Consider the following 22,369-nt stretch of genomic DNA (forward strand, 5'->3'; position numbering starts at 1 on the left):
ACAAAGCCCATTTACCGTTTTTTTACTTTTGTTATAATTGCAGTATCGATCGATAATTGTTTAATTTTGTAAAAATATATCCTTTTCTATCTTATAGGGGGTCCAAAAATGAATCCTGTCACAAAAGAAGCTCGAAACCTCAGTCATAAGCGGCTTTTAGAATTGATTGAAACAAAACAGGCTGTTGTAGGTGTATTGGGGATGGGATATGTGGGTTTTCCTCTTGCATTAGAATGTGTCAATAAAGGATACAACGTCATCGGCTTTGATAGGAATAGCGAAAAAGTTTCTTTGCTGAAAGACGGGCACAGCCATATTCGAGATGTAGACGATAGCCATTTAAAAGAGGCACTTCACACAGAGCGTTTTCAAGTGAGTGAGAATATGTCTCTCATAGAACACTGCGACATTATTGTGATATGTGTTCCTACACCTTTGAACAAAAAAGATAAGATACCCGACCTTAGCTACATAGACAGTGCAGTTGACACCATGCTGGCTTACGGAAGGCCAAATCAGCTTTTAATTTTAGAAAGTACAACCTACCCGGGCACAACAAAACAAAAAATTGCTGACAGAATGGCAGCAGGGCGGCAGGTCAACATAGGCTCCGATTTCTTTATAGCTTATTCACCTGAACGAATTGATCCTGGGAACAGCCATTACGAAGTCGCCGATATCCCTAAAGTGGTTGGCGGAATGACCCGGACTTGCACAAAACTTGCCTCAGCGTTTTACAACACCATCGTTACAAGCATTCATCCAGTAACCTCACCTGAAGTAGCAGAAACAGCTAAACTCCTAGAGAATACCTACCGTTATGTAAATATAGCTCTCATCAATGAAATGGCACTCAATTGCCGAGAACTTGATATTGATATATGGGAAGTGATCAATGCGGCAGACACGAAGCCGTTCGGGTTTCAAAAGTTCAGCCCGGGCCCTGGGGTAGGCGGCCATTGCATACCGATTGATCCTTTTTATTTTAAATGGATAGCCAATCAAAAGGGATTGCAGACAAAGCTGATTGATTTAGCGGATGAAATCAATTCTGAAATGCCATTTTCAGTGTCCGACTATGCCATGAAGCTGGTTGATAAAGAACACTGCAATATTTTATTAATAGGTGCTGCTTATAAAAAAAATACCAATGATTCTCGTGAGTCTTCTGCATTTGCAATTATCGATGCTTTAATGAAAAAGGGATGCACGATAGATTACTATGATCCTTTTATCAGTGAAATCTGCCTGGAAGACGGCAGCATCAAGCACTCCGTCCCTTTCACCAAGGAGCAGATCAACCAATATGATGTCGTCATTATTCATACCGATCATGATGATATCAATTACAGTATATTGCAGGATACAGCTCCTATTATCTTCGACACGAGAAACATTTGCAGAGAAAAAATAGCTGATAATGCAAAGCTTGTCACACTTTAGGAGGGAACTGTCATTAGTAAACAATTTATCTCTTTTCACAGACCTGATATGACAAACGAAGAATTGGAAACTGTAGTTGAAACGATCAAGTCGGGGTGGATTTCAAAAGGTCCGAAGGTGATTGAATTTGAGAAAAAGCTTGGCGAATGTCTGGGAGCGGAGCACGTAATCAGCTGTAATTCAGGAACTGCTGCCTTACACATGGCTTTGCTTGCACTCGATGTAGGAGAAGGAGATGAAGTCATTGTTCCAAGCTTCACGTTTTGTTCAAGTGTAAATGTCATTTTGCATGTAGGAGCAACCCCGGTGTTTGCCGACATTTGCGAGGATGATTTATGTATAGATCCGGAAGATGTCAGACAAAAGCTTTCACCGCGGACAAAAGCGGTCATTGCGGTCCATTTTGCAGGTTATCCGGCAAATTTGGATGAGCTTAGCAGCATATGCAAGGAAAATGGACTGTACTTGATTGAAGATGCCGCACACGCGCTTGGGACAAGGTATAACGAGAGGATGATCGGCACGCATGGAGATGCCGTATGCTTCAGCTTTTATGCCACCAAAAATATAACGACGGGAGAAGGAGGAGCTCTTATTCTTAAGGATGAAGAGGCTGCCGAAAGAGCAAGACTGTATGGATGGCATGGCATTACAAAAAATGCTTGGAATCGATACGGTGAAAAGGGCAGCTGGCGATATGATGTTTTACTTCCCGGCTTTAAGTACAACATGACAGATATCCAGGCTGCTCTTGGGCTCATTCAATTGAAACGGGCTGCTGAGATCCAAGAAAAACGGACCAGAATCGCAAACTATTATGCGTCTGAGCTTATCAATCATCCAGAAAGAGCAGAACTTCCTTTAACAGACATCCCAAGCCATATCACACATTCCTGGCATTTGTTCATTCTGCGGGTGAAAAAACACGGAGAAATGGACCGAGACCAGTTTATTGAAGAGATGAAAGCGAAGCATATTGGGTTGAGTGTCCACTTTATCCCTGTGCATATGCATCCCTACTATAGAGAGCATTTTCCTGCAAAGCTGCCGGTAACTGAACGCATCTTTCCTGAAATTGTATCGCTGCCACTTTATAGCCAATTATCGAAGGAAGATTGTCAATACATCGTTCAATCAATTAAAGATGTTTTATCTTTGAGCCAGGAGGTCGGACAATGAAACACATTGCTATCTTAGGCGGAGCAGGTTTTATAGGAAGTGAATTAGCGGGGTTATTACAGAAGAAAGGCTATCATACGATCATCGCTGATCAAAAAAAGCCGGATTTTCAGGCAGAATTCCGCCAAACCAATATTTTAGACCGTCAATCGCTTCGGGAATCATTAAAAGGAGCAGATGCTGTCGTTCATTTAGCGGCAATGGTCGGAGTAGACAGCTGCCGCAGCAATGAAGAGGACGTAATCAAGGTGAATTTTGAAGGAACGAAAAACGTAACGGAGGTATGCAAGGAGCTGGGGATCAAGACCCTTCTTTTTTCCTCCAGCTCAGAAGTGTTCGGAGATTCGCCAGATTATCCATATACGGAATCAAGCCAGAAGCTCCCTAAATCCGCTTATGGAAAAGCAAAATTAAAGTCTGAGGAATATTTGAAGGAGCAGGCATCAGCCTCACTGCATGTCAGAGTTGTCCGATACTTTAATGTGTACGGCCCGAAGCAGCGTCAGGACTTTGTCATAAATAAGTTCTTCAGTTTGGCCGAAGCTGGCGCGGAGCTTCCTCTTTACGGAGACGGCGGCCAAATCAGATGCTTCAGCTACATTAGTGATATCGTGAACGGAACATACCTGGCGCTGCTGCACAAAGGGAGTGCCTATGAAGATTTCAACATAGGAAACGATCTGCCAATCACTATAAAAGGACTGGCAGAGAAAATCAACGTGATGACTGGCAGGGAGAAAGAGCATTATACATTTAAAAAGCTGGGCGAGGATGGTGTCCGGGGGAAAGACATTGAAATTTTTAAACGTGCTCCTTCGATCGAGAAGGCAAAGCGTCTGCTTGGATATGCTCCTAAAATTAACCTAGATGAAGGCCTGAGGCTGATTAAAATTGAAAGACAAAAACAAAAACTTCCATTATCCTGAAAACCCCAAACAGATCAAGTTTCCGATTTATCCGGGGCAGCTTTCAGGCAGAAGTTTTTTCACCCACTTAATCTCAGCTAAAAGAACAACGTTGGCAGAAAAATTGGAAAAACGCTATGGAAAGAGCATCGAATTGACTTCGAGTGGAAGCGCGGCGTTGGTGCTTGCATTGACATTATCCGGAGCGGGGACTGGAAAAGAAGTGATTTTTTCATCATTTAGCTGTCCGAATGTAATTGATGCTGTGCTTCAAACCGGAGCTTCCCCAGTGTTTGCCAATCTGGATAATGATTTGTCCCTATCCTTTGAAGATGTGAAAAACAAAGTGACCGAGAGGACATGCGCTGTCATTTTGACACACGTTTACGGCCGGCAGGAAAACATGAAACTTATCGAGTGGGCGAAAGAAAAGCGTATTCGTGTCATTGACGATGCCGCTCAGGCCATGTTTACAAAACAAGACGGAACCTTTGCAGGCGGTTTGGGGGATTTCGGCATCTTGAGCTTTGGGCCGTCAAAGCCCCTCGGCAGTATAGGGGGCGGAGCGTTAATCGCCCGAAAAGAAGTTCTGGACAAAAACGGCAGGCTGCCGATGGAACAGCGAAAGCAAGTCAATGCTGATTATAATGCTTATATGAGACAGCAGCGAATACAGGCTTTGATGAGATCTAGGACTCTATCTTTCTTATTCAGAAAAACGGGTGTTCAGACCTCTATGAAAACGAGCAAGCTTGAAGTCCTTCCGGAAAAACCTGCTACTGTCCCTTTATTGCGAATGCATCCAGTAAGGCAAGCCATTATCGAATACCAGCTGTCAAAGATGGAGCGGCTGGTGAGAGACTCATCTAGAAATTTGGAGACGGCAAGATACATTTTTGCACGGGCAGAAGAGTTATACGGGATCAAGATGATTCAGCCGCAGGAGGGAGAAAGCCTGAACTATTTGACAATCGTCTTCCCTCATGAAGGGGAAAGGTACGACTGCTCTGCTTATTTAGCGGCAAAAGGGATTCAAACCTGCTGGAACTACCTTCCGCTTCACCTTATTCCGCTGTATCAGCCTTATTCACGGCAAGAGGATGAACATTCTCTGTGGAAAAGGGTTCTTTCACTGCCGTTCAAACCGCCTCTTGGCACAGAGCAGGTGAAGTATATTGCTGAAACCGTTTTAGCGTATGCAGAGCAAAAGAATAAGAAATGAATGTTGGTGATATATCGTGCAAAAAACAGCATTTTCCGTAACGCCTCAGGCTTGGGAACGGGCCGCTGGCATTTTTCAGGCTGGATTGTTTCAAAGCTATGATTGGGGGAAGCTCATGGAGGAGCTCCCCAATACCTCGTTTCACCCTGTTAAGCTGACATCGGACGGCGGACAAGTGATATATGTTCCGGTGTTTGAGCAGAATGGCTTGCTCAGCGGGAATATGATAGGATACGGCGGCGTCATTTCAGACCGTCCGATTTCATTTGAATGGCTGCAAAGCGAAATCAAGGCTTTATTTGGACAGAAATTATCGCGGCTCCTGCTTCCGCATGGCCAAACTTCTTTTATCGAAGAAACGGGAGAACATTGGGCGGAAAAAGCCACACACATATTGCCGCTTCCCGATACATTTGAAGAGCTATGGACAAACTGTTCAGGAAAAGCCCGGACTGCCGTCAGATATGCGGAAAAGAAAAATGTGTCCGTCCGCCTTATCGGACAAGAATCACTCTCTGAGTTTTACGAATTGTATAAGGCGCATACAGCAGCCATCGGTGCAGCCTATATGCTGAGTCAGGATTTTTTTCAAAAGCTGCTAGAAAGCCTTGGAAGGCAAGTCTTTTGGGTGGGGGCGTTTCTTGAGGCTGACATGATCAGCAGCAGTATTTTTCTATATGACCATTCCCATTTCTATTATTGGCAGAATGTAAACAGCCCTGCCGGAAAAGAAACGCAGGCCTCTTATTTGCTGATGCGGAACGCTTTATCATTCGCCATCGGCAAGAAACTGCAATGGGTTGATTTTGGATATTCCCACAGTAAAGAAATTGCCAGACCGAAACGATATTGGGGAGCTGAAGAGAAACGATGTCGACATTTCACAGAAACGGAGTAAAAGTGGTAAGCGGCCATCAGTCCAGTTATCTCCCCTGGTATGGTTTTTTTGAAAAAATCCATAAATCAGATGTATTTGCCATTCACGATACAGCCCAGTTTGAGAAAAAGGGATTTCTCAATCGGAACAGAATCAAGACTTCCCAAGGCCCCATGTGGCTGACTGTTCCTTTGCAGATGAAAAATTATAAGGATATCGAGCTTCGTGATATGAAAATCGACCAAGAGCAGGACTGGCGGAAGAAACACTGGATGGCGATTAAAATGAATTATGCGAAGGCTCCCTATTTCGAGGAATATCAAATGTTTTTTAAAGATGTCTATCAGCGGGAATGGGAGTACCTTCATGATTTAAATATGTTCATCATTAATTTTTTTCTGCGGGAACTTCGCATATCGACGCCAATTTGCTATGTGTCGGAGCTCGAATGCCGGAATGAAAAAAAGAGTGATTTTGTGCTCGCGCTTTGTAAAGAACTTGGAGCTGATCACTATTATTCAGGCAGCCAAGGATCAGACTATTTAATAGAAAGTGATTTTGATAGAAGCGGAATTACAATCGAATACCAGCAAATCAGGACCATTCATTATCCGCAGTTGTTCGGAGAGCACATTCCTCACCTCTCTATGCTTGATATGCTTATGAACTGCGGCGCGGATATTTGCGAGACGTTAATCAAAGGGGGACAATATGATGAAAGTAATGGTATTTGCGGCGCACCCGGACGATGAAATTATCGGCGTCGGCGGAGCATTGGCGAAACATGTCCGTCAAGGAGACAGTGTGTCGGCTGTCATTATGGCTGAAGGAAAATCGTCTAGAAAAGAAGACTATGAAAAACCTTGTGATTCAATCATGCAGCATTCCTATAGTGAAACGGAACAAGCGCTTAGCACGCTCGGCATAAGCGATTTTGTCAGGTTAAATCTTCCTGATAACAGGCTGGATTCAATGGATTTGCTGGATGTCGTAAAAGAGGCAGAAAAACAAATTGAACGGTTTCAGCCCGATATTGTATATACACAATACGGCGGTGATATTAATATTGACCATGCCGTCGTATTCAGAGCGGTGATGACGGCAACCCGCCCGCTTCCAGGTCATTCAGTAAAACAGGTTCTGGCATACGAGACCTTATCCTCGACAGAGTGGAACTACTTGAAGAAGGATCAATTCCATGCGAATTTCTTCATTAATATAGAAGAAGAGCTTGAATTGAAGCTGAAGGCCATGGCGTGCTATGATTCGGAGCTGAGGGATTTCCCGCATCCGCGATCCTTGCAAGCGATAGAAAATAACGCATACGTATGGGGAGCTAAATCGGGTTTTTCTGCAGCAGAAGCATTTATGCTTGTGAGAGGAACGTGGTGACGGGATGATTGCGCAAATACCGTTTTTCGGGTTAGACCCGAAGCAAATCGATAAAAAGTGGGTCGAAGCAGGATACGGTCTTGAAGCCAACATCTTCGACGGAAAGTCGTTTGAAGAAACCGATTATGTGCAAACCTTCAAGCGGACACTTGATTACACAAAACAGCTTGAGCCGTCATTATTGACACTTCATTTTCCCACCGACAATGCGGATTATGTTCACGAAGCGCATATAAAGGACCGTCTGCTGCATTTTGCAGAGCTTGCGGATAGGTACGGCGCTAAGGGCATAACTGTTCATGCCAATCAATTTATGTCCGTTGAAGAATTTCAAAGCTATGATTTAGAAGGAAACCGCAGAAAAGTCATTGAATTTTTTGCGGCGTTTGATGATGAGCTGAAAGGAACAGATATATGGATTGGAGTCGAAAATCTGCCGATTATCGGGAATCTGGGCGAAGACTTTGACCCGATTTTTATTTATCCTGAGGATTTTGAGGAGCTGGTTCAGCTCGGTTTAAAACATGTCGGCATTACATGGGATTTGTGTCATTGGGCCATTACCTATCAGACACATCTGTCATCATCACTTATGTTCAGGGATGAAAAGCTGAGATACCCTGATTTTTTTCAGTTTCTTTCCTTAAAGGACAGCATTAAACATTATCATTTCAGTTCGTTTCGCCAGCTAGCCTTCCCGCATGGTGATGTCCGTTGTTTTGAAGGGCGTCATCCCGCTGAAGGAACGATTAATGAACCGTTGCTCAGACAAGCGGCGGAGATGTTAAAGGAGATACACCGCGGGGATGGCACGGGTATCGTATTTGAAGTGATGGAAGAGGACTATACACAAAGAAAAGAATCATGGAGAACATTAGAATGGTTCGGCGGTGCTTCTGATGAAGAAAAAAAGCGGACGTAATTCGGCATATCGAACACCAAATTATGCAAAGCTTTGGTCTGCACAAGTATTTTCTTCCGCGGCGGATGGCGTCTGGCTCATCGCGCTTCCGCTTCTAGTGCTCGATTTGACCGGAAGCAAAATATTGGTCGGTGTGATTTCTTTTATCGAGCTCGTTCCATTGACATTCGGAATGTTTACCGGACCTTTAATTGATTCATTACGAAAAAAATCCATATTGTATGTGTGTAATACCGGAAGAGCAGTCATTATGATTCTCTTGGCAGTCCTTAGTGCGAACGGTTTGTTAACTGTATGGATCATTGGTATATGCGCATTTTGTTTATCGCTGCAATCGATGCTCTTTTCCCCGGCGAAAGTGGCGCTTATTCCGCTGCTTGTCCCTCAGAAACATCTCGATCAGGCGACTTCATTAATTAACACTAGCGAACTTATTGGTCTGATCGTCGGAAAGCTGATTAGCGGCGTTTTGATTGCGGCGATTCCGTTTGGGCTACTGTTTCTCATAAATGGGACGGCATTTTTCGTATCCGCTGCATTGATTGCCCTTATTCACATTTCAGAATCTGTTGGCCTAAAAAGCAAAGGGGCAGAAGCCCTTAAGACAGGCTACAGAATGCTGAAGGGCAACTCATCTTGGATGACTGCTGTCGGTTATTTTTTTATCGTAAATCTTGTCATTGCCGGGTTTATTTCTGTAATGGGGCCGATTCTTGCAGTGGAACGTTTTCATGAGAACTATTCCGTATGGTTCGCTATCATGTATTCAATGTTTCAGGGCGGTATGCTCTTAGGGAATCTTGCTGTATTTTTCAAGTGGAATACGAAGCGGCTAGAACGGCTTTATCCCAGAACTTTAACAGCGGTAGGGCTGCTCATTATGTTTTTGTTTTTTCCGCTTAGCGGGCTGGAATGTGCCATTTTTTTGGTGCTGGGCGTCATCATTTCCTATATTGATGTACAAACGGTTCTGTATTTTCAAAAGACGGTTCCGACTGAATACTTCGGAAGAATATTCGCGCTTATTTTTTCTATCGTAAAGATGGGAGAACCTCTTTCAGCAGCTGTTTACACAGTGCTTCTTGTGTTTATGGACGCTGATTATATTTTTCTGGCTGTCGGTCTGGCTCTCGTCCTGACTTTTTTTATACTGTCAGTGAGGAAAGGAATGCAGCGGGATACCGGAAAAAAAGCGAACCAGTTTTTTTAATTTCTATATAAAAGAGCTGCCGATGATCATGCGGCAGCTCTTTTATTAAAGATCCAAATAAAGCCTTACCATATCGCGGCATTGAATCCCGTTTTCAAAAATGTCCTCATCATAATGTCTGACAAAGAAATCGTGGTCGACCGCCTGAAGGCGGAATCCGCATTTTTGATAGAGAGAAAGCTGATGAATGCTGGAATTCCCCGTGCCGATTTCAATCGTGTCCGCCCCCAGCTCCTTCGCTTTTTCGATGGCGTCAAGTACAAGCTGTTTGCCAAAGCCCTTCTTCTGAAGAGATTCTTTTACCGCAATATTTACAATTTCAACTGTTTGCGGCCTTGTTTTTAGCAATACATAAACACCTGCAAGCTCATCACCGGCCCAAGCTGTGTAACATTCTCCCCTCTCAAGATATTCATCTACAATGTCTTTCGATGGATCGGCGAGCAGCAATAGATCATATAATTCGTCATTTGTTTCTTTTCCTAATTCAATCCTGAGCTTTTGCATATTCGTACCACCTTTTTTAGTCTGATAGACATTTAATTTTTTCATTCGTTCCCAATTTCATTCTGTTTTATTATAAAATATGAAAAGCAGTAAATGTTATCAAATTAGTAGAATAGGAGGAAAGTCATGTTTTTTTGTAAGAATTGCGGCTCCCAGAATAATGAAGGAGCCAAGTTTTGTAAACAATGCGGCACCCCGATCGGAGGGGGCAGCAAACAGGCAAATCAAGAAACAGCTAGCACTGCAGAAACAAGGCAGGCTCCGCGAAAACCGATCCCAAAGAAAACCATCATTTTATGGAGCAGCATTGCCGCGGCGTGCGTTATATTATTCGCCGCATATAAAACCGGAGCGTATTTTACTTCAAAGGATAGGTTAGTAGACAAGTTTGAACAGGCCGTAAATGATGAGGATCAGGACCAAATCGCGACTCTGCTTACACCGGTAAATGACAATCTTAAACTCACTAAAAATAATGTAAAACCGTTTCTTACATATTTGAAGGATCATCCAGACAAAAAAGATGAACTTTTTGCATCGCTCCGTGAGGAAACAGCCCAGAAGGATATCGTATATGCGGAAAAAGACGGAAAAAGCCTGCTGGTATTTGACCATTACGACTTAAAGGTAGCACCTGTTTATTTTGAAGTGACCAGCAATTATAAAAATACCGATTTATATGTCAATAAAGAGGAAGCCGGACCTGTAAAGAAAGCAGATCAAGCACAAACCCTCGGTCCGTACATTCCCGGTGAATATACAGTCTCAGCCAAACTGAAAAACGATGTCGTCGATCTTGTGAAAAAGGAAGACATTCAGGCGGTTGGCGATAGCAGCTTTCGTGTTGATCTCTCATTGGAAGCAGACGATGTGACATTCAGCTTAGCGGATGACATCAAGAGCGGGAAGGGAGATTTGCTGATTAACGGCAAGCCGATTCATAAAGACCCATTCAAATCCGTAACATACGGTCCGCTGCTGACAGATGGATCAATGACAGCTTCAGTCGAGGCAGAATTTCCGTGGGGAAAAACAAAAACTGCCGGCGTTCCGATCGATGATAAAGAAATGGAGTTAACGTTAATTCCTGATCAAGATACACAGGAACAGATTATGAACACAATTGTCAAAACAACAAAACAATACTCCAAAGCTCTATCTGATGGGAATACAGCCCAGATGACAGAGGCAAGTGCCAATTGGAAGGCGGAGACGAAGGACACCGTTGATTCTATGAAAAGCGCGGATTCATACTTAAAAGATAGATACTTGGAAACTGATTTTGACCTGGACACATTTGCCCTCTCTCAGAAAAACGACGGAACGTGGCAGGTATCGGTAACAGGAAAAGAACTTCACCAGTCTTCTTCGTATAACGACTATACAAAATCTGAAATGACTGACGAAAGTCCGAGTTATGAATATCTTCTTTTATATGATAAAAAACAGAAAAAGTGGATTTTCGAAGATGCAGAATCAACATTCCAATCTGCAGGCACAAATATAAAGAAAATCAAAAATGATAAACCAGAGACATACACTTCCGCCTGGGCTGGCTCGAAAAACAAAGGCAGTGAAAGCTCTGCAAGCGGCGATGTTACAGATGAACAAGTGACATTATTTATGGGCAGTTATCTGCAAAGTCAGGCAGATGCCGTGAATCAAAATAATTTCTCACTGATGGAAGACAGCCTTGAAAAAGGCAGTTCCCTTTATTCCGACCAGCAGCATCTCGTGTCGAAATTAAATAAAGAGGGGACAACAGAAGACTTTAATAACTATGAAGTGAAAAGCTGGAGCCAAAATGGGTCGGCTGTCACGATTAAGACGTATGAAGAATTCTATATCACAAAATCAGGCGGCAGTCCAAAGCTCAGAACATATAACTGGACTTATACCGGCGTAGTGAAGAACGGAAGAATTTACTTAACGTCTATTCAATAAAACAACCCCATCACCAGCAGGTGATGGGGTTGTTTTTAAAAGAGCATATAACGGAAAATTTCTTTGACATAGTGTTCGATAATAAGCTGAAATGTAACGCAGATGATCAGATAAATTACAATCGTTGAGTAAATGACATCAACCTTCCCTTTATATGAATGCTGGTAACTGCCCAGCATCGCAGGAGGAATGGCGAAGAATGCACCGATTAAACCAACGGCTAATATGGTAAAGCAAATGTCTGTATGTAATAAAAAGAAGAAAAGGGCAAGAATCAAAATAGCCGTGAACGGTATGAGAAACGCTCCGAATCTTGAGAATGAATCCTTGAAAGATACTTGGTTTCCCGCGATTTTCAGGGCAAAAAAGATGCATGCATGCAGGCCAAATAGAAATAAAATAAAATAAATGGTTGGCTCTAAGAAGATTGCTGTAAAGCTTACGCTTCCGGGACCGTCTGAAAAAAGAATATAAAACATCAAAGGGGTCAGCAAACTAAAAAGAACCATCGTAATGATTGCGCTGATCAGCTGCTCTCCGCCTGTTGTTTTACATTCCTGATAAGGGCGTTTCAGGACGGATAAGACAAATGAACCGAACTGTTTTGCTGCTTGCTTTGCAGCGGCTCCGGTTTGAGCTGGATGCTGGTGGCCTGATTGACCGGGGAGCGGTGATCCGCATTTCTCACAAAAATTTCCGCCATCTGTTTGATGGCCGCATTGAGGACAATACATAAAATAACTCCTTTACCTGTATTATAGGGAAAATAGACTAATAGTTTTATTATAAAAGAAAAAAGTTGTAAAGTAATCAATATTCATACAAAAAAGACACGAGCCCGATAGCAGCTGTGTCTTTTTTTATCTAGTTATTCATATATTTCTCAAATACATCCCCAAAATCCTTAATATGATACTGCGAGCGAACGGATGTCAGCCAAGTGAATCCGAATTCGGTCAGCTCTTTGTATTGCGTTTCAATATTAACGTGCTCAGGGCGGGTATGGTGAAGAATCGTCACTGCTTTATCTAAGCTTTGCTCCGCTTGATTGATTAAAATGTCATTTTCATAGGTTGTTTCAGCGATGCGAAGCAGTGCTTTATAAAGGTCTTTTAACTTTTCAATCTGGTCTTTGTGGACATCAATGTCGAATTGTTCACCGCCCAGCTTGAACTTAATTTCAACATCCAAATCCACTTTTCCGGCAGTTTCAAGAAAAACGTCAGAGATTTTATATTGCGAATAAGGATAGCGTTTCAACGTTCGTTTCGAGGAAGTGGCGCGTTCGCCGTCTACATGGATCAGGGCCAGGTTCGTAAAGCAATACTCGTCTGCTTTTGTTTTAATCAAGAAATAAATTTTCTCATTGTCTTCATGCATGACATAATCATCTGCGTCTGTTTTGTCATAGTCCTGAGGTTCGATAATTTTTCCGATATCAGATAAGCCCAAGGCATCTGCCGCAATTTTTTTGAACATCTGTATACGTCCTTCCTATTCAATTTGTCACTTCATTGTAGCATGGCGCGTTTCTGACAGGCTATAAAGGTTTACCGGGAAATCGCCTCCGGGTAAAAGGGTGGAGAATAATTCTATTTCCTGTGCAGAGACTATCAACAAGGAGGTATATGATGTTCTCATTCATCGTTCACGTCTTCATTTCTTTATTCGCAGTATCGAATCCGATCGGAAACGTACCGATATTTCTGACGCTGACAGAGGGCTATACTGCAGCGGAAAGAAAAGCGATTGCCCGGAAGGCAGCTATTTTATCCTTTTTTATTCTCGCGGCTTTTTTGGTTTTCGGCCATCTTATCTTTAAACTGTTTGATATCAACATTCACGCGCTCCGAGTGGCGGGCGGCATATTCATTTTCGGCATTGCCTATAATCTATTGAATGCGAAAGAATCACACGTGCAATCTCTTCACCATGATGAACATAAGGAAAGCAAGGAAAAAGCGGATATATCAGTCACACCTTTATCCATTCCGATTATTGCTGGGCCCGGAACGATTGCAACAGTAATGAGCCTTTCCGCCGGTCATAGCGGCATTGGTCATTATGCGGCTGTCACGATCGGCATAGCCGCCGTTATTGCCCTGACCTTTCTCTTTTTCCACTATTCTGCTTTTATCAGCAGCAAACTCGGAAAAACCGAGATGAATGTGATTACCAGACTGATGGGATTAATCTTAGCTGTGGTTGCGGTCGGGATGATTGGTGCCGGGCTGAAAGGCATGTTTCCGGTCTTAACCTCATGATGCAAAAAGCAGCTCTCTTATTTTAGAGAGCTGCTTTCTTTTGTTTTCGGCACATACCGAAAGACTTCCTCACTCTCAAAAAATTCAATCAACCTGCTCAACCAATCATAGTAATGAAGCCATTCTTTTAATTCATTCAGCAGCTGATTGACTTTCTCTTCCGCTTCCGGGGTAAGCCCGTCCCTTTGTAAAAGATCACTCAGCTCCCGGTTTAATTTTTTATACAGCACTTTGTTTTTGCTCACGACCTTTGTCCAATTCGCCGCGAATAAAGAAATGAAGGTTTGATAATAATCCTGCTCGACGTCATAAAGGTCTTTTCGTACGCCTTTTTCAAACACCTTTTCGGCGATATTGGCATCGATCATTTCACGGACAACCTGGCTCATCCTTGTTTTGCTCATGCCCGTTGCCTCAGAGAGCTCGCTTAAGGTCATTGGTTTTCGATTCATATAAATAATTCCGAGCACACGTCCGACAGTTGAAGGCATTCCAAACGTATGCATATTTTCGGCAATCCTCTCAATGAGATGCTCTTCAGCATGTTCAATGATGTCGAGAGCGGTTTTTTTCACAGCTGATCATCCCTTCAAATGGCAATTGATGGTGTCAATATATCATATTTCTTCCTGGTGTTGAAAATAGCTGAATGCAGAGGAAGTGGGAGGTATCCGGCGTAATTGTAAGAACACCCTTTCCGTCTCGGTCATAACAATAAATAATCTATAAATAACATATAATTTCAACACATTGTAAACTTTTTATTTTACAAAGTTCAAACTATAATAAGGATTATACTTTTCAGAAAATTTAAAGGAAACCTGCGGAGGTGCACGGATTGCTGAAATTGGAACAAGTGTCAAAAGTATATAAAGGCGGCAAAAAAGCTGTGAACAGCATTGATTTAGATATTGCCAAAGGTGAATTTATCTGTTTTATCGGCCCGAGCGGCTGCGGAAAAACGACGACGATGAAGATGATCAACAGACTGATAGAACCATCGTCTGGAAGGATTTTTATCGACGGAGAAAATATTATGGAACAGGACCCGGTTGAGCTGAGAAGAAAAATCGGCTATGTGATTCAGCAGATTGGTTTGTTCCCCCATATGACCATCCAGCAGAACATCTCACTCGTACCAAAGCTGCTGAAATGGCCTGAGGAAAAACGGAAAGAACGGGCGCGCGAGCTGTTAAAGCTTGTGGATATGGGCCCGGAGTATTTAGACCGTTATCCGCATGAGCTCAGCGGCGGACAGCAGCAGAGAATCGGCGTGCTGCGCGCCCTGGCAGCGGAACCCCCTCTCATTTTAATGGATGAACCGTTCGGAGCGCTTGATCCGATTACGCGTGATTCCCTTCAGGAAGAATTCAAAAAACTGCAGAGAACCTTAAACAAAACGATTGTGTTTGTAACCCACGATATGGATGAAGCGATTAAGCTTGCTGACAGGATTGTGATATTAAAAGCGGGAGAAATCGTTCAAGTCGGCACACCTGATGAGATTCTTCGAAATCCGGCAAATGAGTTTGTTGAAGAATTTATCGGGAAAGAGCGCCTGATTCAGTCAAGACCGGATATCGAGCGGGTAGAGCAAATGATGAACAGAACGCCGGTGACGGTATCTGCGGACAAAACGCTTTCTCAGGCGATTCAGCTGATGAGAGAAAAACGTGTTGACTCGCTGCTCGTTGTGGACCGGCAAAACGTGCTGAAGGGCTATGTTGATGTGGAAATGATTGATCAAAACCGCAAAAAAGCGAGCATCGTTGGCGACGTATACCGTTCAGATATATATACCGTTCAAAAAGGGGCGCTTCTTCGCGATACAGTCCGAAAAATTTTGAAGCAGGGGATCAAGTATGTTCCGGTGGTCGATGAACAGAACCATTTAGCAGGGATTGTGACAAGAGCGAGCCTCGTTGATATCGTATACGATTCCATTTGGGGCGACGAGGAAAACCAGCTCATGACGATCTGACCAGGGGAGGAGCTCTTTTAAGATGAATCAAATGATGACTTTTTTGCAAACGAACGGCGGAGAGCTGTTGTATAAAACAGGAGAGCATTTATATATTTCACTCATAGCCGTTGTATTGGGCATTATCGTTGCAGTGCCGCTCGGCGTTGCTCTTACCAGAATAAAAAAAGGCGCAGGTGCGGTTATCGGTTTCGTAAACATTGTGCAAACCCTGCCGAGTCTGGCGATTTTAGCCTTTTTTATTCCGCTTCTCGGCGTAGGAAAAGTGCCTGCGATTGTCGCTTTATTTTTCTATTCGGTGCTGCCGATCCTGCGCAATACGTATACCGGCATTAAAGGTGTAAATAAAAACCTCCTGGAATCGGGGAAAGGGATTGGCATGACCGGCTGGGAGCAGATTCGGCTCGTTGAAATCCCGCTGGCGATTCCCATCATCATGGCGGGGATCCGCACATCAACGATCTACCTAATTGGCTGGGCGACACTTGCGTCGTTTATCGGGGGAGGCGGCCTTGGGGACTATATTTTTATCGGCCTGAACCTATACCAGCCTGAATATATCATTGGCGGTGCCGTGCCTGTCACAATTCTGGCAATTATTATTGATTATGTGCTGGCTGTGACAGAACGAAAGGTGACGCCGAAAGGCTTGCAAGGGATGAAGGAAGTTTCGTAAGGAGTTGGCTCTGTTGAAAACGACAAAAATCAAATGGCTTGGCGCGTTTGCTCTCGTCTTTGTCATGCTGCTAGGCGGCTGCTCTCTGCCGGGTCTCGGCGGCGCTTCTGACGACACAATCAATATCGGGGCGCAAAGCATGACAGAATCAGAAATTGTAGCAAATATGATCGCGCAGCTTATTGAACATGATACAGATTTGAATACTGCTTTAGTGAAAAACCTCGGCTCAAACTATGTTCAGCACCAAGCGATGCTGGGCGGTGACATTGATATTTCAGCCACGCGCTATTCCGGAACAGATTTAACAAGCACCCTCGGCAAGGAAGCGGAGAAAGATCCGAAAAAAGCGCTGAACATTGTGCAGAACGAGTTTCAAAAGCGCTTTTCTTATAAATGGTTTGATTCCTACGGCTTTGATAACACGTATGCCTTCACCGTAACAAAAAAGTTTGCGGAAAAGGAGCATATTAACACCGTGTCTGACCTGAAGAAAAATGCCTCCCAATATAAATTAGGCGTCGACAATGCTTGGCTGAAACGAAAAGGCGACGGGTATAAAGGCTTTGTCAGCACATATGGCTTTGAATTCGGCACAACTTATCCGATGCAGATCGGGCTTGTCTATGACGCAGTCAAAAACGGGAAAATGGACGCCGTTTTGGCTTATTCAACGGATGGACGGATTAAAGCATATGATCTGAAAATCTTAAAAGACGATAAGCGTTTCTTCCCGCCGTATGACTGTTCACCGGTGATTCCGGAAAAGGTGCTTAAGGAGCATCCGGAACTTGAGGGTGTGATCAATAAGCTGATTGGGCAAATCGACACGGAAACGATGCAGGAACTTAATTATGAGGTGGATGGCAAGCTGAAGGAGCCGTCTGTCGTAGCAAAGGAATTTTTAGAGAAACATCATTATTTTGACTAAGAAAAGAGGTGGATCATATGGAAGTACTACAGCAGCTTGGCACATACTATTCGCAAAACGGCGGTTACGTGATGCAGGAATTTTACCGTCATTTTCTGATGTCGGTGTACGGCGTTTTATTTGCCGCCATTGTTGGAATTCCACTCGGCATCCTGATAGCCAGATACAGAAGATTAAGCGGATGGGTTTTTGCGGTCACGAACGTCATTCAGACCATCCCGGCTCTCGCCATGCTCGCCGTGCTGATGCTTGTCATGGGGCTGGGCGCTAATACGGTGATATTGTCATTATTTCTGTATTCTCTTCTGCCGATTATCAGAAATACGTATACTGGGATTATCAGTATTGAGCACGCCTATCTTGAATCCGGAAAAGCAATGGGGATGACAAAATTTCAAGTGCTGCGGATGGTCGAGCTTCCGCTTGCGCTTTCTGTTATAATGGCCGGCCTGCGCACCGCGCTTGTCATTGCCATCGGCATTACGGCCATCGGGACATTTGTCGGTGCTGGCGGTCTCGGGGACATCATCGTCAGAGGATCAAACGCCACAAACGGAACCGCGATTATATTAGCGGGAGCGATCCCCACAGCTCTGATGGCGGTGATTGCCGATTTGGTCATGGGCTGGCTTGAACGAGCATTAAGCCCGATTAAAAAGAAGAAAAGAAACTATATTATAGCTGAAAGAAAAACCACCTCTATTTAAATCAAACAGGGGTGTTTTTTTTATGAAAAACCTGTGTTAGTCCCGTTAAACGATACTTTCCAGCGTTGAAGTTAACAAGCATTTTTAAAAAAATCTTCAAATATCAGAAGGGAATTACCAATTTTAAGGTTGTTTTGAGAAAAGATTCAAGTTATAATAATAATACATTTATACAAACATCTAAATGTCTAAATGTTTTTTGAAAAGGAGAAAACGCTATGAATAATGTTTTCAAAGCTATATCAGATCCAACAAGGAGAAAAATTTTGGATTTGTTAAAAGGAGGGGATATGACTGCGGGAGATATTGCTGAGCATTTTAATATCAGCAAACCGAGTATTTCGCACCACTTGAATATTTTAAAGCAAGCGGAACTCATAAGTGACCACCGCAGAGGACAATTTATTTATTACTCTCTAAATACAACAGTACTTCAAGACTCAATAAATTGGATGCTTAACTTTATAAATAAAGGGGATAACGATTTATGAAGAAAAATATATTTTCCATAATTATTGTTTGTTTGAGTTTCTTGACTTCAATTATATTTTATCAGTACCTTCCGGAAGAAATACCGATACAATGGTCAGGAAATAAGCCGGCTGCCTTTATATCTAAACCTCTAACACTTTTTATTATACCTGTTGTTATGCTTATTTATTATCTTACTTTTTATATGTTAACGATTAAGTCTACGCAAAAAAATAAAGCATTGCTTTTCCTAGCTTCTAATAATATGTTAATCCTTTTATATATTTTACAACTCTCAACTCTATTGATAAGTTTAGGATACGAATTGGATATTGATTTAATAATTGGGCTTGGTGTTGGTATCTTTTTAATTATTGGTGGAAATTCAATGCAGCTAGCAGAACAAAACCATCTTATTGGATTAAGGACACCTTGGACATTAAAAGATGAGACTGTTTGGAAACTGGGAAATCGCTTCGCCTCTAAAGTACTTGTAGTGTGTGGTTTTATAATAGCTGTTCTTTCATTTTTTACAGGAGAATATATAATTCTTATTATGATTGTGCTAGTTCTTTTAGCATTAGTTATTTCAACACTAGCTTCATATCTTTACTACAAAAAATTAAACGGTTCACGTTGAAAAAGTGTCTTGCGGAGTAATCCGCAAGACACTCAATTATAATGGATTATTGATGAATCAATTTTAGGGTTTTTGCAGCAGCCGCTTCTAAATCAGAATTATTAGAAGCTGAAGAGGAATATTTGGCAACGTATTTCCACACTGCAGTTGTTACCGCGGCAGCCGTTTGTAATGCAACTGCGTTAACGCCCACAACATATAAATATCCAGCTGCTACACAGACGGCATAAAGCCCACAAGATGGAGTTACTTTATTAGAAGAGTATTTTACGTTTTCATTTTTCTTGGCATATTTTTGGATAAGTTGGTCTGCTTTGGTCATATTTTCAATGAGTTTTTTAGGGTCTTTGCTGTCAATCGATTGTTTCAATTCATCCATATATTGTGGTTGATCTTTTTTTATAAATTTGACTACATCATTTACTAACTTTTTACCTTCTGTACTATTTGCCTCTTTTACGAGTTTAGGGTCCAAATCGTTTGAAATTAATTTACCAACTTCCCCTTGTCCAAATAAAAGTCCTCTAAAGTAATCTTCTCCAGAAAATGTATGGTTTTCTTTAGCAGATGTACTTGATTCCTTAGAGAGTCCTACTAATGAAAAAACCAATATCGTCACCATGGAAACAATCAATAGCCTAAGTAATTTACTTTTCAAATTATTATACCTCCATTAAGTTATTTCTCCATTATCTAAATGTTAGCTATGAAACAATTTTGTAAGAAACTTGACTGATTCACCTCCTATTCTTTTGAAATTTCTCTTTCCTTTTACATATATATATTTAAATAAAGGAGAACACCAATTCATAGTGATATTTTGTTGTACAGGATGCAGATATATAATTAATGCTGATATCATGATCAAGCCGAAACTTACAATACCAATGCTGAATATGATCCCGACATGAAATAATATTCCTAAAACAAGAGCAATTCTCTTTATTCTGATATTTGAAATGATACTTGCTGCTAAGAACAACTCAAAAATAGTTACTAACCAAGTGATGACAACAATAAAATTGCTTTCAAGTAGTGGATTCAATAAGTTAAGTTGATATTCAGGTAATCCAAACACCGGATCAGAAAAGAAATAGTAAATTGCTGTTCCTTCTGCCCACTCTTTATTTTTCAATCGCTCTAAAGCTGCGTTTAAATAAATGATAAAAACTTGAATTTTAATTATTGTCATTATATAAAACAATACTGTCTTCTTTGTGAAAGATTCATTATTGTTTTTCTTTATATTCCAATGATTTCGCCTTGAATCTAATAATGTAACAGGTAATATAAGAAAAGAAAGAACAGTTGCAATTTGCTCTCCACCATCGATAGTTAAAGCTGAAGTTTGAATACTATAGCAAATATACCAGTGAAATAAACCGGTAAATCTAGGTCTCCACCCTATAACCACTAAGGTTAATATAAAAATCATTAAGTATCTTATAATCTCAAAATTGATACTATATTCTTTAGCAAAACAAAAGGCGGTAGGGATATAGACATTTTCACATGTGACATTATTTGCACTATAACTAAATAAAATATCAGTACTATTAAATAATAGTACTAGTAATGTTGAGAAACCAAGTAAACTTCTAAAAAGTGCATATGTATTTTTCCATGGATTATAGGTGTCAATATAACCTTCTAAACTATTTAATATCTTCATACTATTTTTATTTTTAGCACCTTTCTTTCAAAAGAGGTAGTTTGTTTAAAGTCTATCCAATACCATGAGAGTGGTTTTTGGCGATATATTAGGTATTCTCCTTTGCTAAGATGTATATAATCTTCATTTTTCTTAACCTTAATAGGCTTTATTTGTTTCTCTAAATTTGTGCAGGAGTTGTTGTTTTCACAAGTTTTCCAATTCTTTGGATCGATATTCTCTACAATTTTGCCTAATTCTATTGCCTGAACTCTTCCTTCTCTTTTTATCCCAAAAAAATTATTGGGAAGTGCATTAGGTAACTTTAAATTTTCTTTTGTGTGAAATGAAATGTTTTCTTCTGTAGGGCTTTTACTATAAAAGCCAAAGCCTTGGGGAGACAATTGTTGCAAAAAATTTCTTTTGAACAGTGGATTCTGAGGTGAAATATTACTAAAGTAATAAGAAGAAAATAATAGGAAACATATAGTCATTACAGTTATAATTCCCTTTTTTTTGATTTAGATTACCTCCTCTAAGCTAATATAATCATTTCAAAAAGATTATATAATAGCTAGTCAGAATAATCAACAAAAAATGGATAATAAATAAATTAATGTAAATTATGCATTATTTTGTTTATTTCCTTGCAGTTTGATATTCAACCATTTGGACTTAAAAAAGTTCCCAGAATTGAATTTGGGAACTTTTTACGTCTTCGGCACATATTTAAAAATTTCTTCGCTCTCAAAAAACTCAATCAAACGGCTGAGCCAATTATAATAATCAAGCCATTCCTTTAATTCTTTTAGCAGTTCATTCACTTTTTCTTCCGCTTCAGGAGTAAGCTCTTCATCCAACACGCTAAGCAGCTCCCGATTGAGTTTTTTATGCATCATTTTGTTTTTGCTGACGACTTTGCTCCAGGTGGCTGAAAACAGCGTGATAAATGTTTGATAGTAGTCCTGCTCAACCTCATATAAATCTTTTCGGACGCCTTTTTCGAACACCTTCTCGGCAATGTTGGCATCAAGCATTTCCCGCACTACCTGGCTCATGCGTGTTTTGCTCATGCCGGTAGCCTCAGATAATTCCGTAAGCGTCATCGGTTTTCGATTCATATAAATAATGCCCAGCACTCGTCCGACGGTAGAGGGCATTCCAAATGCATGCATGTTTTCCGCGATTCTTTCTATAAAATGGTCCTCGGCTTGTTCAATGATCGTTAACGGATCTTTCTCCAACGGTTTCATCCTTTCAGCTAACAATTCCGATGTCAATATACCACATTTTTGATACGGCGAAAATGCTGTCAAAAGAGAATTTGGCAGGAAATTGGAGCAATAAGGAGATCAACACACGTCAATGCGGGTAAATCAGCGTTTACACATACTTTATAAATAATATGAACAAATTGTAAACTTTTTATTTTATAAACTTTATTCTA

25 protein-coding genes are annotated in these 22,369 nt (G+C 41.4%); 17 read left to right on the forward strand and 8 right to left on the reverse strand.

What is annotated here, in order from left to right:
- Nucleotides 1-108: 108 nt before the first annotated feature.
- Genes WA279_RS11825 through WA279_RS11865 form a run of 9 tightly spaced genes read left to right on the forward strand, consistent with a single transcriptional unit; the run spans nt 109 to nt 9,150 of the window.
- Entirely contained in the window at nt 109-1,443 is a 1,335-nt protein-coding gene (locus WA279_RS11825) for a nucleotide sugar dehydrogenase (RefSeq protein ID WP_336155480.1), read from the forward strand.
- A gap of 48 nt (nt 1,444-1,491) precedes the next feature.
- The gene (locus WA279_RS11830) at nt 1,492-2,622 is read left to right on the forward strand and encodes a DegT/DnrJ/EryC1/StrS family aminotransferase (protein WP_336155481.1); all 1,131 of its coding nucleotides are present in this window, start codon (nt 1,492-1,494) and stop codon (nt 2,620-2,622) included.
- The gene (locus WA279_RS11835; RefSeq protein WP_063334676.1) at nt 2,619-3,548 is read left to right on the forward strand and encodes an NAD-dependent epimerase/dehydratase family protein; all 930 of its coding nucleotides are present in this window, start codon (nt 2,619-2,621) and stop codon (nt 3,546-3,548) included. Before WA279_RS11830 ends, WA279_RS11835 begins: the two co-directional genes overlap by 4 nt.
- The gene (locus WA279_RS11840; protein WP_336155482.1) at nt 3,514-4,749 is read left to right on the forward strand and encodes an aminotransferase class V-fold PLP-dependent enzyme; all 1,236 of its coding nucleotides are present in this window, start codon (nt 3,514-3,516) and stop codon (nt 4,747-4,749) included. Before WA279_RS11835 ends, WA279_RS11840 begins: the two co-directional genes overlap by 35 nt.
- Before the next feature lie 16 nt (nt 4,750-4,765).
- Nucleotides 4,766-5,647 (forward strand): GNAT family N-acetyltransferase, encoded by an 882-nt coding sequence (locus WA279_RS11845; RefSeq protein WP_032726876.1) that lies wholly within the window; start codon nt 4,766-4,768, stop codon nt 5,645-5,647.
- Entirely contained in the window at nt 5,620-6,378 is a 759-nt protein-coding gene (locus tag WA279_RS11850) for a WbqC family protein (protein WP_336155483.1), read from the forward strand. Before WA279_RS11845 ends, WA279_RS11850 begins: the two co-directional genes overlap by 28 nt.
- Nucleotides 6,341-7,018: a PIG-L deacetylase family protein gene (locus WA279_RS11855; RefSeq protein WP_015483702.1), complete on the forward strand. Its 678-nt coding sequence runs from the start codon at nt 6,341-6,343 to the stop codon at nt 7,016-7,018. The genes WA279_RS11850 and WA279_RS11855 overlap by 38 nt, the downstream gene beginning before the upstream one ends.
- Nucleotides 7,019-7,022: 4 nt before the next feature.
- Nucleotides 7,023-7,940: a sugar phosphate isomerase/epimerase family protein gene (locus WA279_RS11860; RefSeq protein ID WP_326208385.1), complete on the forward strand. Its 918-nt coding sequence runs from the start codon at nt 7,023-7,025 to the stop codon at nt 7,938-7,940.
- A complete protein-coding gene (locus WA279_RS11865) occupies nt 7,918-9,150 on the forward strand; it encodes an MFS transporter (RefSeq protein WP_124047919.1) in 1,233 nt (410 codons plus the stop codon). Before WA279_RS11860 ends, WA279_RS11865 begins: the two co-directional genes overlap by 23 nt.
- A 45-nt stretch (nt 9,151-9,195) precedes the next feature.
- Here WA279_RS11865 and WA279_RS11870 read toward each other — a convergent pair whose 3' ends face one another.
- Nucleotides 9,196-9,657: a GNAT family N-acetyltransferase gene (locus WA279_RS11870; RefSeq protein WP_336155484.1), complete on the reverse strand. Its 462-nt coding sequence runs from the start codon at nt 9,655-9,657 to the stop codon at nt 9,196-9,198.
- Between the two features lie 126 nt (nt 9,658-9,783).
- Here WA279_RS11870 and WA279_RS11875 point away from each other — a divergent pair, with 126 nt between their 5' ends.
- Nucleotides 9,784-11,601: a zinc ribbon domain-containing protein gene (locus tag WA279_RS11875; protein ID WP_336155485.1), complete on the forward strand. Its 1,818-nt coding sequence runs from the start codon at nt 9,784-9,786 to the stop codon at nt 11,599-11,601.
- Between the two features lie 35 nt (nt 11,602-11,636).
- On the opposite strand, the gene WA279_RS11880 is transcribed toward WA279_RS11875, so the two are convergent.
- Together WA279_RS11880 and WA279_RS11885 are read right to left on the reverse strand one after the other, a co-directional pair.
- On the reverse strand, nt 11,637-12,335 hold the full coding sequence (locus tag WA279_RS11880; protein ID WP_172850025.1) for a zinc ribbon domain-containing protein: 699 nt from the start codon (nt 12,333-12,335) through the stop codon (nt 11,637-11,639).
- Between the two features lie 130 nt (nt 12,336-12,465).
- Nucleotides 12,466-13,080: a PH domain-containing protein gene (locus WA279_RS11885; protein WP_003228342.1), complete on the reverse strand. Its 615-nt coding sequence runs from the start codon at nt 13,078-13,080 to the stop codon at nt 12,466-12,468.
- 149 nt (nt 13,081-13,229) lie between these two features.
- On the opposite strand from WA279_RS11885, the gene WA279_RS11890 reads away from it, so the two are divergent.
- Complete coding sequence (locus WA279_RS11890) at nt 13,230-13,865, forward strand: NAAT family transporter (RefSeq protein WP_305090653.1); 636 nt, start codon at nt 13,230-13,232, stop codon at nt 13,863-13,865.
- Nucleotides 13,866-13,882: 17 nt separating this feature from the next.
- Here WA279_RS11890 and opcR read toward each other — a convergent pair whose 3' ends face one another.
- Nucleotides 13,883-14,440: an opuC operon transcriptional regulator OpcR gene (gene opcR, locus WA279_RS11895; RefSeq protein ID WP_327828609.1), complete on the reverse strand. Its 558-nt coding sequence runs from the start codon at nt 14,438-14,440 to the stop codon at nt 13,883-13,885.
- 263 nt (nt 14,441-14,703) lie between these two features.
- Between opcR and opuCA the strand changes: the two genes are divergently transcribed.
- The 6 genes from opuCA (at nt 14,704) to sdpI (ending at nt 19,271) form a co-directional block, all read left to right on the forward strand.
- Entirely contained in the window at nt 14,704-15,846 is a 1,143-nt protein-coding gene (opuCA, locus tag WA279_RS11900; RefSeq protein WP_003243370.1) for an osmoprotectant ABC transporter ATP-binding protein OpuCA, read from the forward strand.
- A gap of 22 nt (nt 15,847-15,868) precedes the next feature.
- The gene (gene opuCB / locus WA279_RS11905) at nt 15,869-16,522 is read left to right on the forward strand and encodes a glycine betaine/carnitine/choline/choline sulfate ABC transporter permease OpuCB (RefSeq protein WP_336155486.1); all 654 of its coding nucleotides are present in this window, start codon (nt 15,869-15,871) and stop codon (nt 16,520-16,522) included.
- A 64-nt stretch (nt 16,523-16,586) separates the two neighbouring features.
- Nucleotides 16,587-17,453, forward strand: a complete 867-nt coding sequence (opuCC, locus tag WA279_RS11910; RefSeq protein ID WP_336155550.1) for an osmoprotectant ABC transporter substrate-binding lipoprotein OpuCC — start codon at nt 16,587-16,589, stop codon at nt 17,451-17,453.
- Between the two features lie 17 nt (nt 17,454-17,470).
- A complete protein-coding gene (gene opuCD, locus WA279_RS11915) occupies nt 17,471-18,160 on the forward strand; it encodes a glycine betaine/carnitine/choline/choline sulfate ABC transporter permease OpuCD (protein ID WP_336155487.1) in 690 nt (229 codons plus the stop codon).
- Between the two features lie 218 nt (nt 18,161-18,378).
- Nucleotides 18,379-18,651 carry a sporulation delaying system autorepressor SdpR gene (sdpR, locus tag WA279_RS11920; RefSeq protein WP_336155488.1) on the forward strand — a complete coding sequence of 91 codons (273 nt, stop codon included), beginning with the start codon at nt 18,379-18,381 and terminating at the stop codon, nt 18,649-18,651.
- The gene (sdpI, locus tag WA279_RS11925; protein WP_336155489.1) at nt 18,648-19,271 is read left to right on the forward strand and encodes an immunity protein SdpI; all 624 of its coding nucleotides are present in this window, start codon (nt 18,648-18,650) and stop codon (nt 19,269-19,271) included. Before sdpR ends, sdpI begins: the two co-directional genes overlap by 4 nt.
- A 46-nt stretch (nt 19,272-19,317) precedes the next feature.
- Here the strand turns inward: sdpI and sdpC are convergent, their stop codons facing one another.
- The 4 genes from sdpC to WA279_RS11945 all read right to left on the reverse strand — a co-directional run bounded on the left by sdpC (nt 19,318) and on the right by WA279_RS11945 (nt 22,166).
- Complete coding sequence (gene sdpC, locus WA279_RS11930) at nt 19,318-19,929, reverse strand: sporulation delaying protein SdpC (RefSeq protein ID WP_003243360.1); 612 nt, start codon at nt 19,927-19,929, stop codon at nt 19,318-19,320.
- A 42-nt stretch (nt 19,930-19,971) separates the two neighbouring features.
- Nucleotides 19,972-20,943: a sporulation-delaying protein SdpB gene (gene sdpB / locus WA279_RS11935; RefSeq protein ID WP_103750212.1), complete on the reverse strand. Its 972-nt coding sequence runs from the start codon at nt 20,941-20,943 to the stop codon at nt 19,972-19,974.
- Complete coding sequence (gene sdpA, locus WA279_RS11940) at nt 20,940-21,416, reverse strand: sporulation-delaying system protein SdpA (protein WP_251188149.1); 477 nt, start codon at nt 21,414-21,416, stop codon at nt 20,940-20,942. The genes sdpB and sdpA overlap by 4 nt, the downstream gene beginning before the upstream one ends.
- A 216-nt stretch (nt 21,417-21,632) precedes the next feature.
- Nucleotides 21,633-22,166 (reverse strand): GbsR/MarR family transcriptional regulator, encoded by a 534-nt coding sequence (locus WA279_RS11945; protein ID WP_336155490.1) that lies wholly within the window; start codon nt 22,164-22,166, stop codon nt 21,633-21,635.
- Nucleotides 22,167-22,369 lie beyond the last annotated feature (203 nt).

Source organism: Bacillus sp. 204(2023), from assembly GCF_037027505.1.
Lineage (GTDB): Bacteria > Bacillota > Bacilli > Bacillales > Bacillaceae > Bacillus > Bacillus subtilis.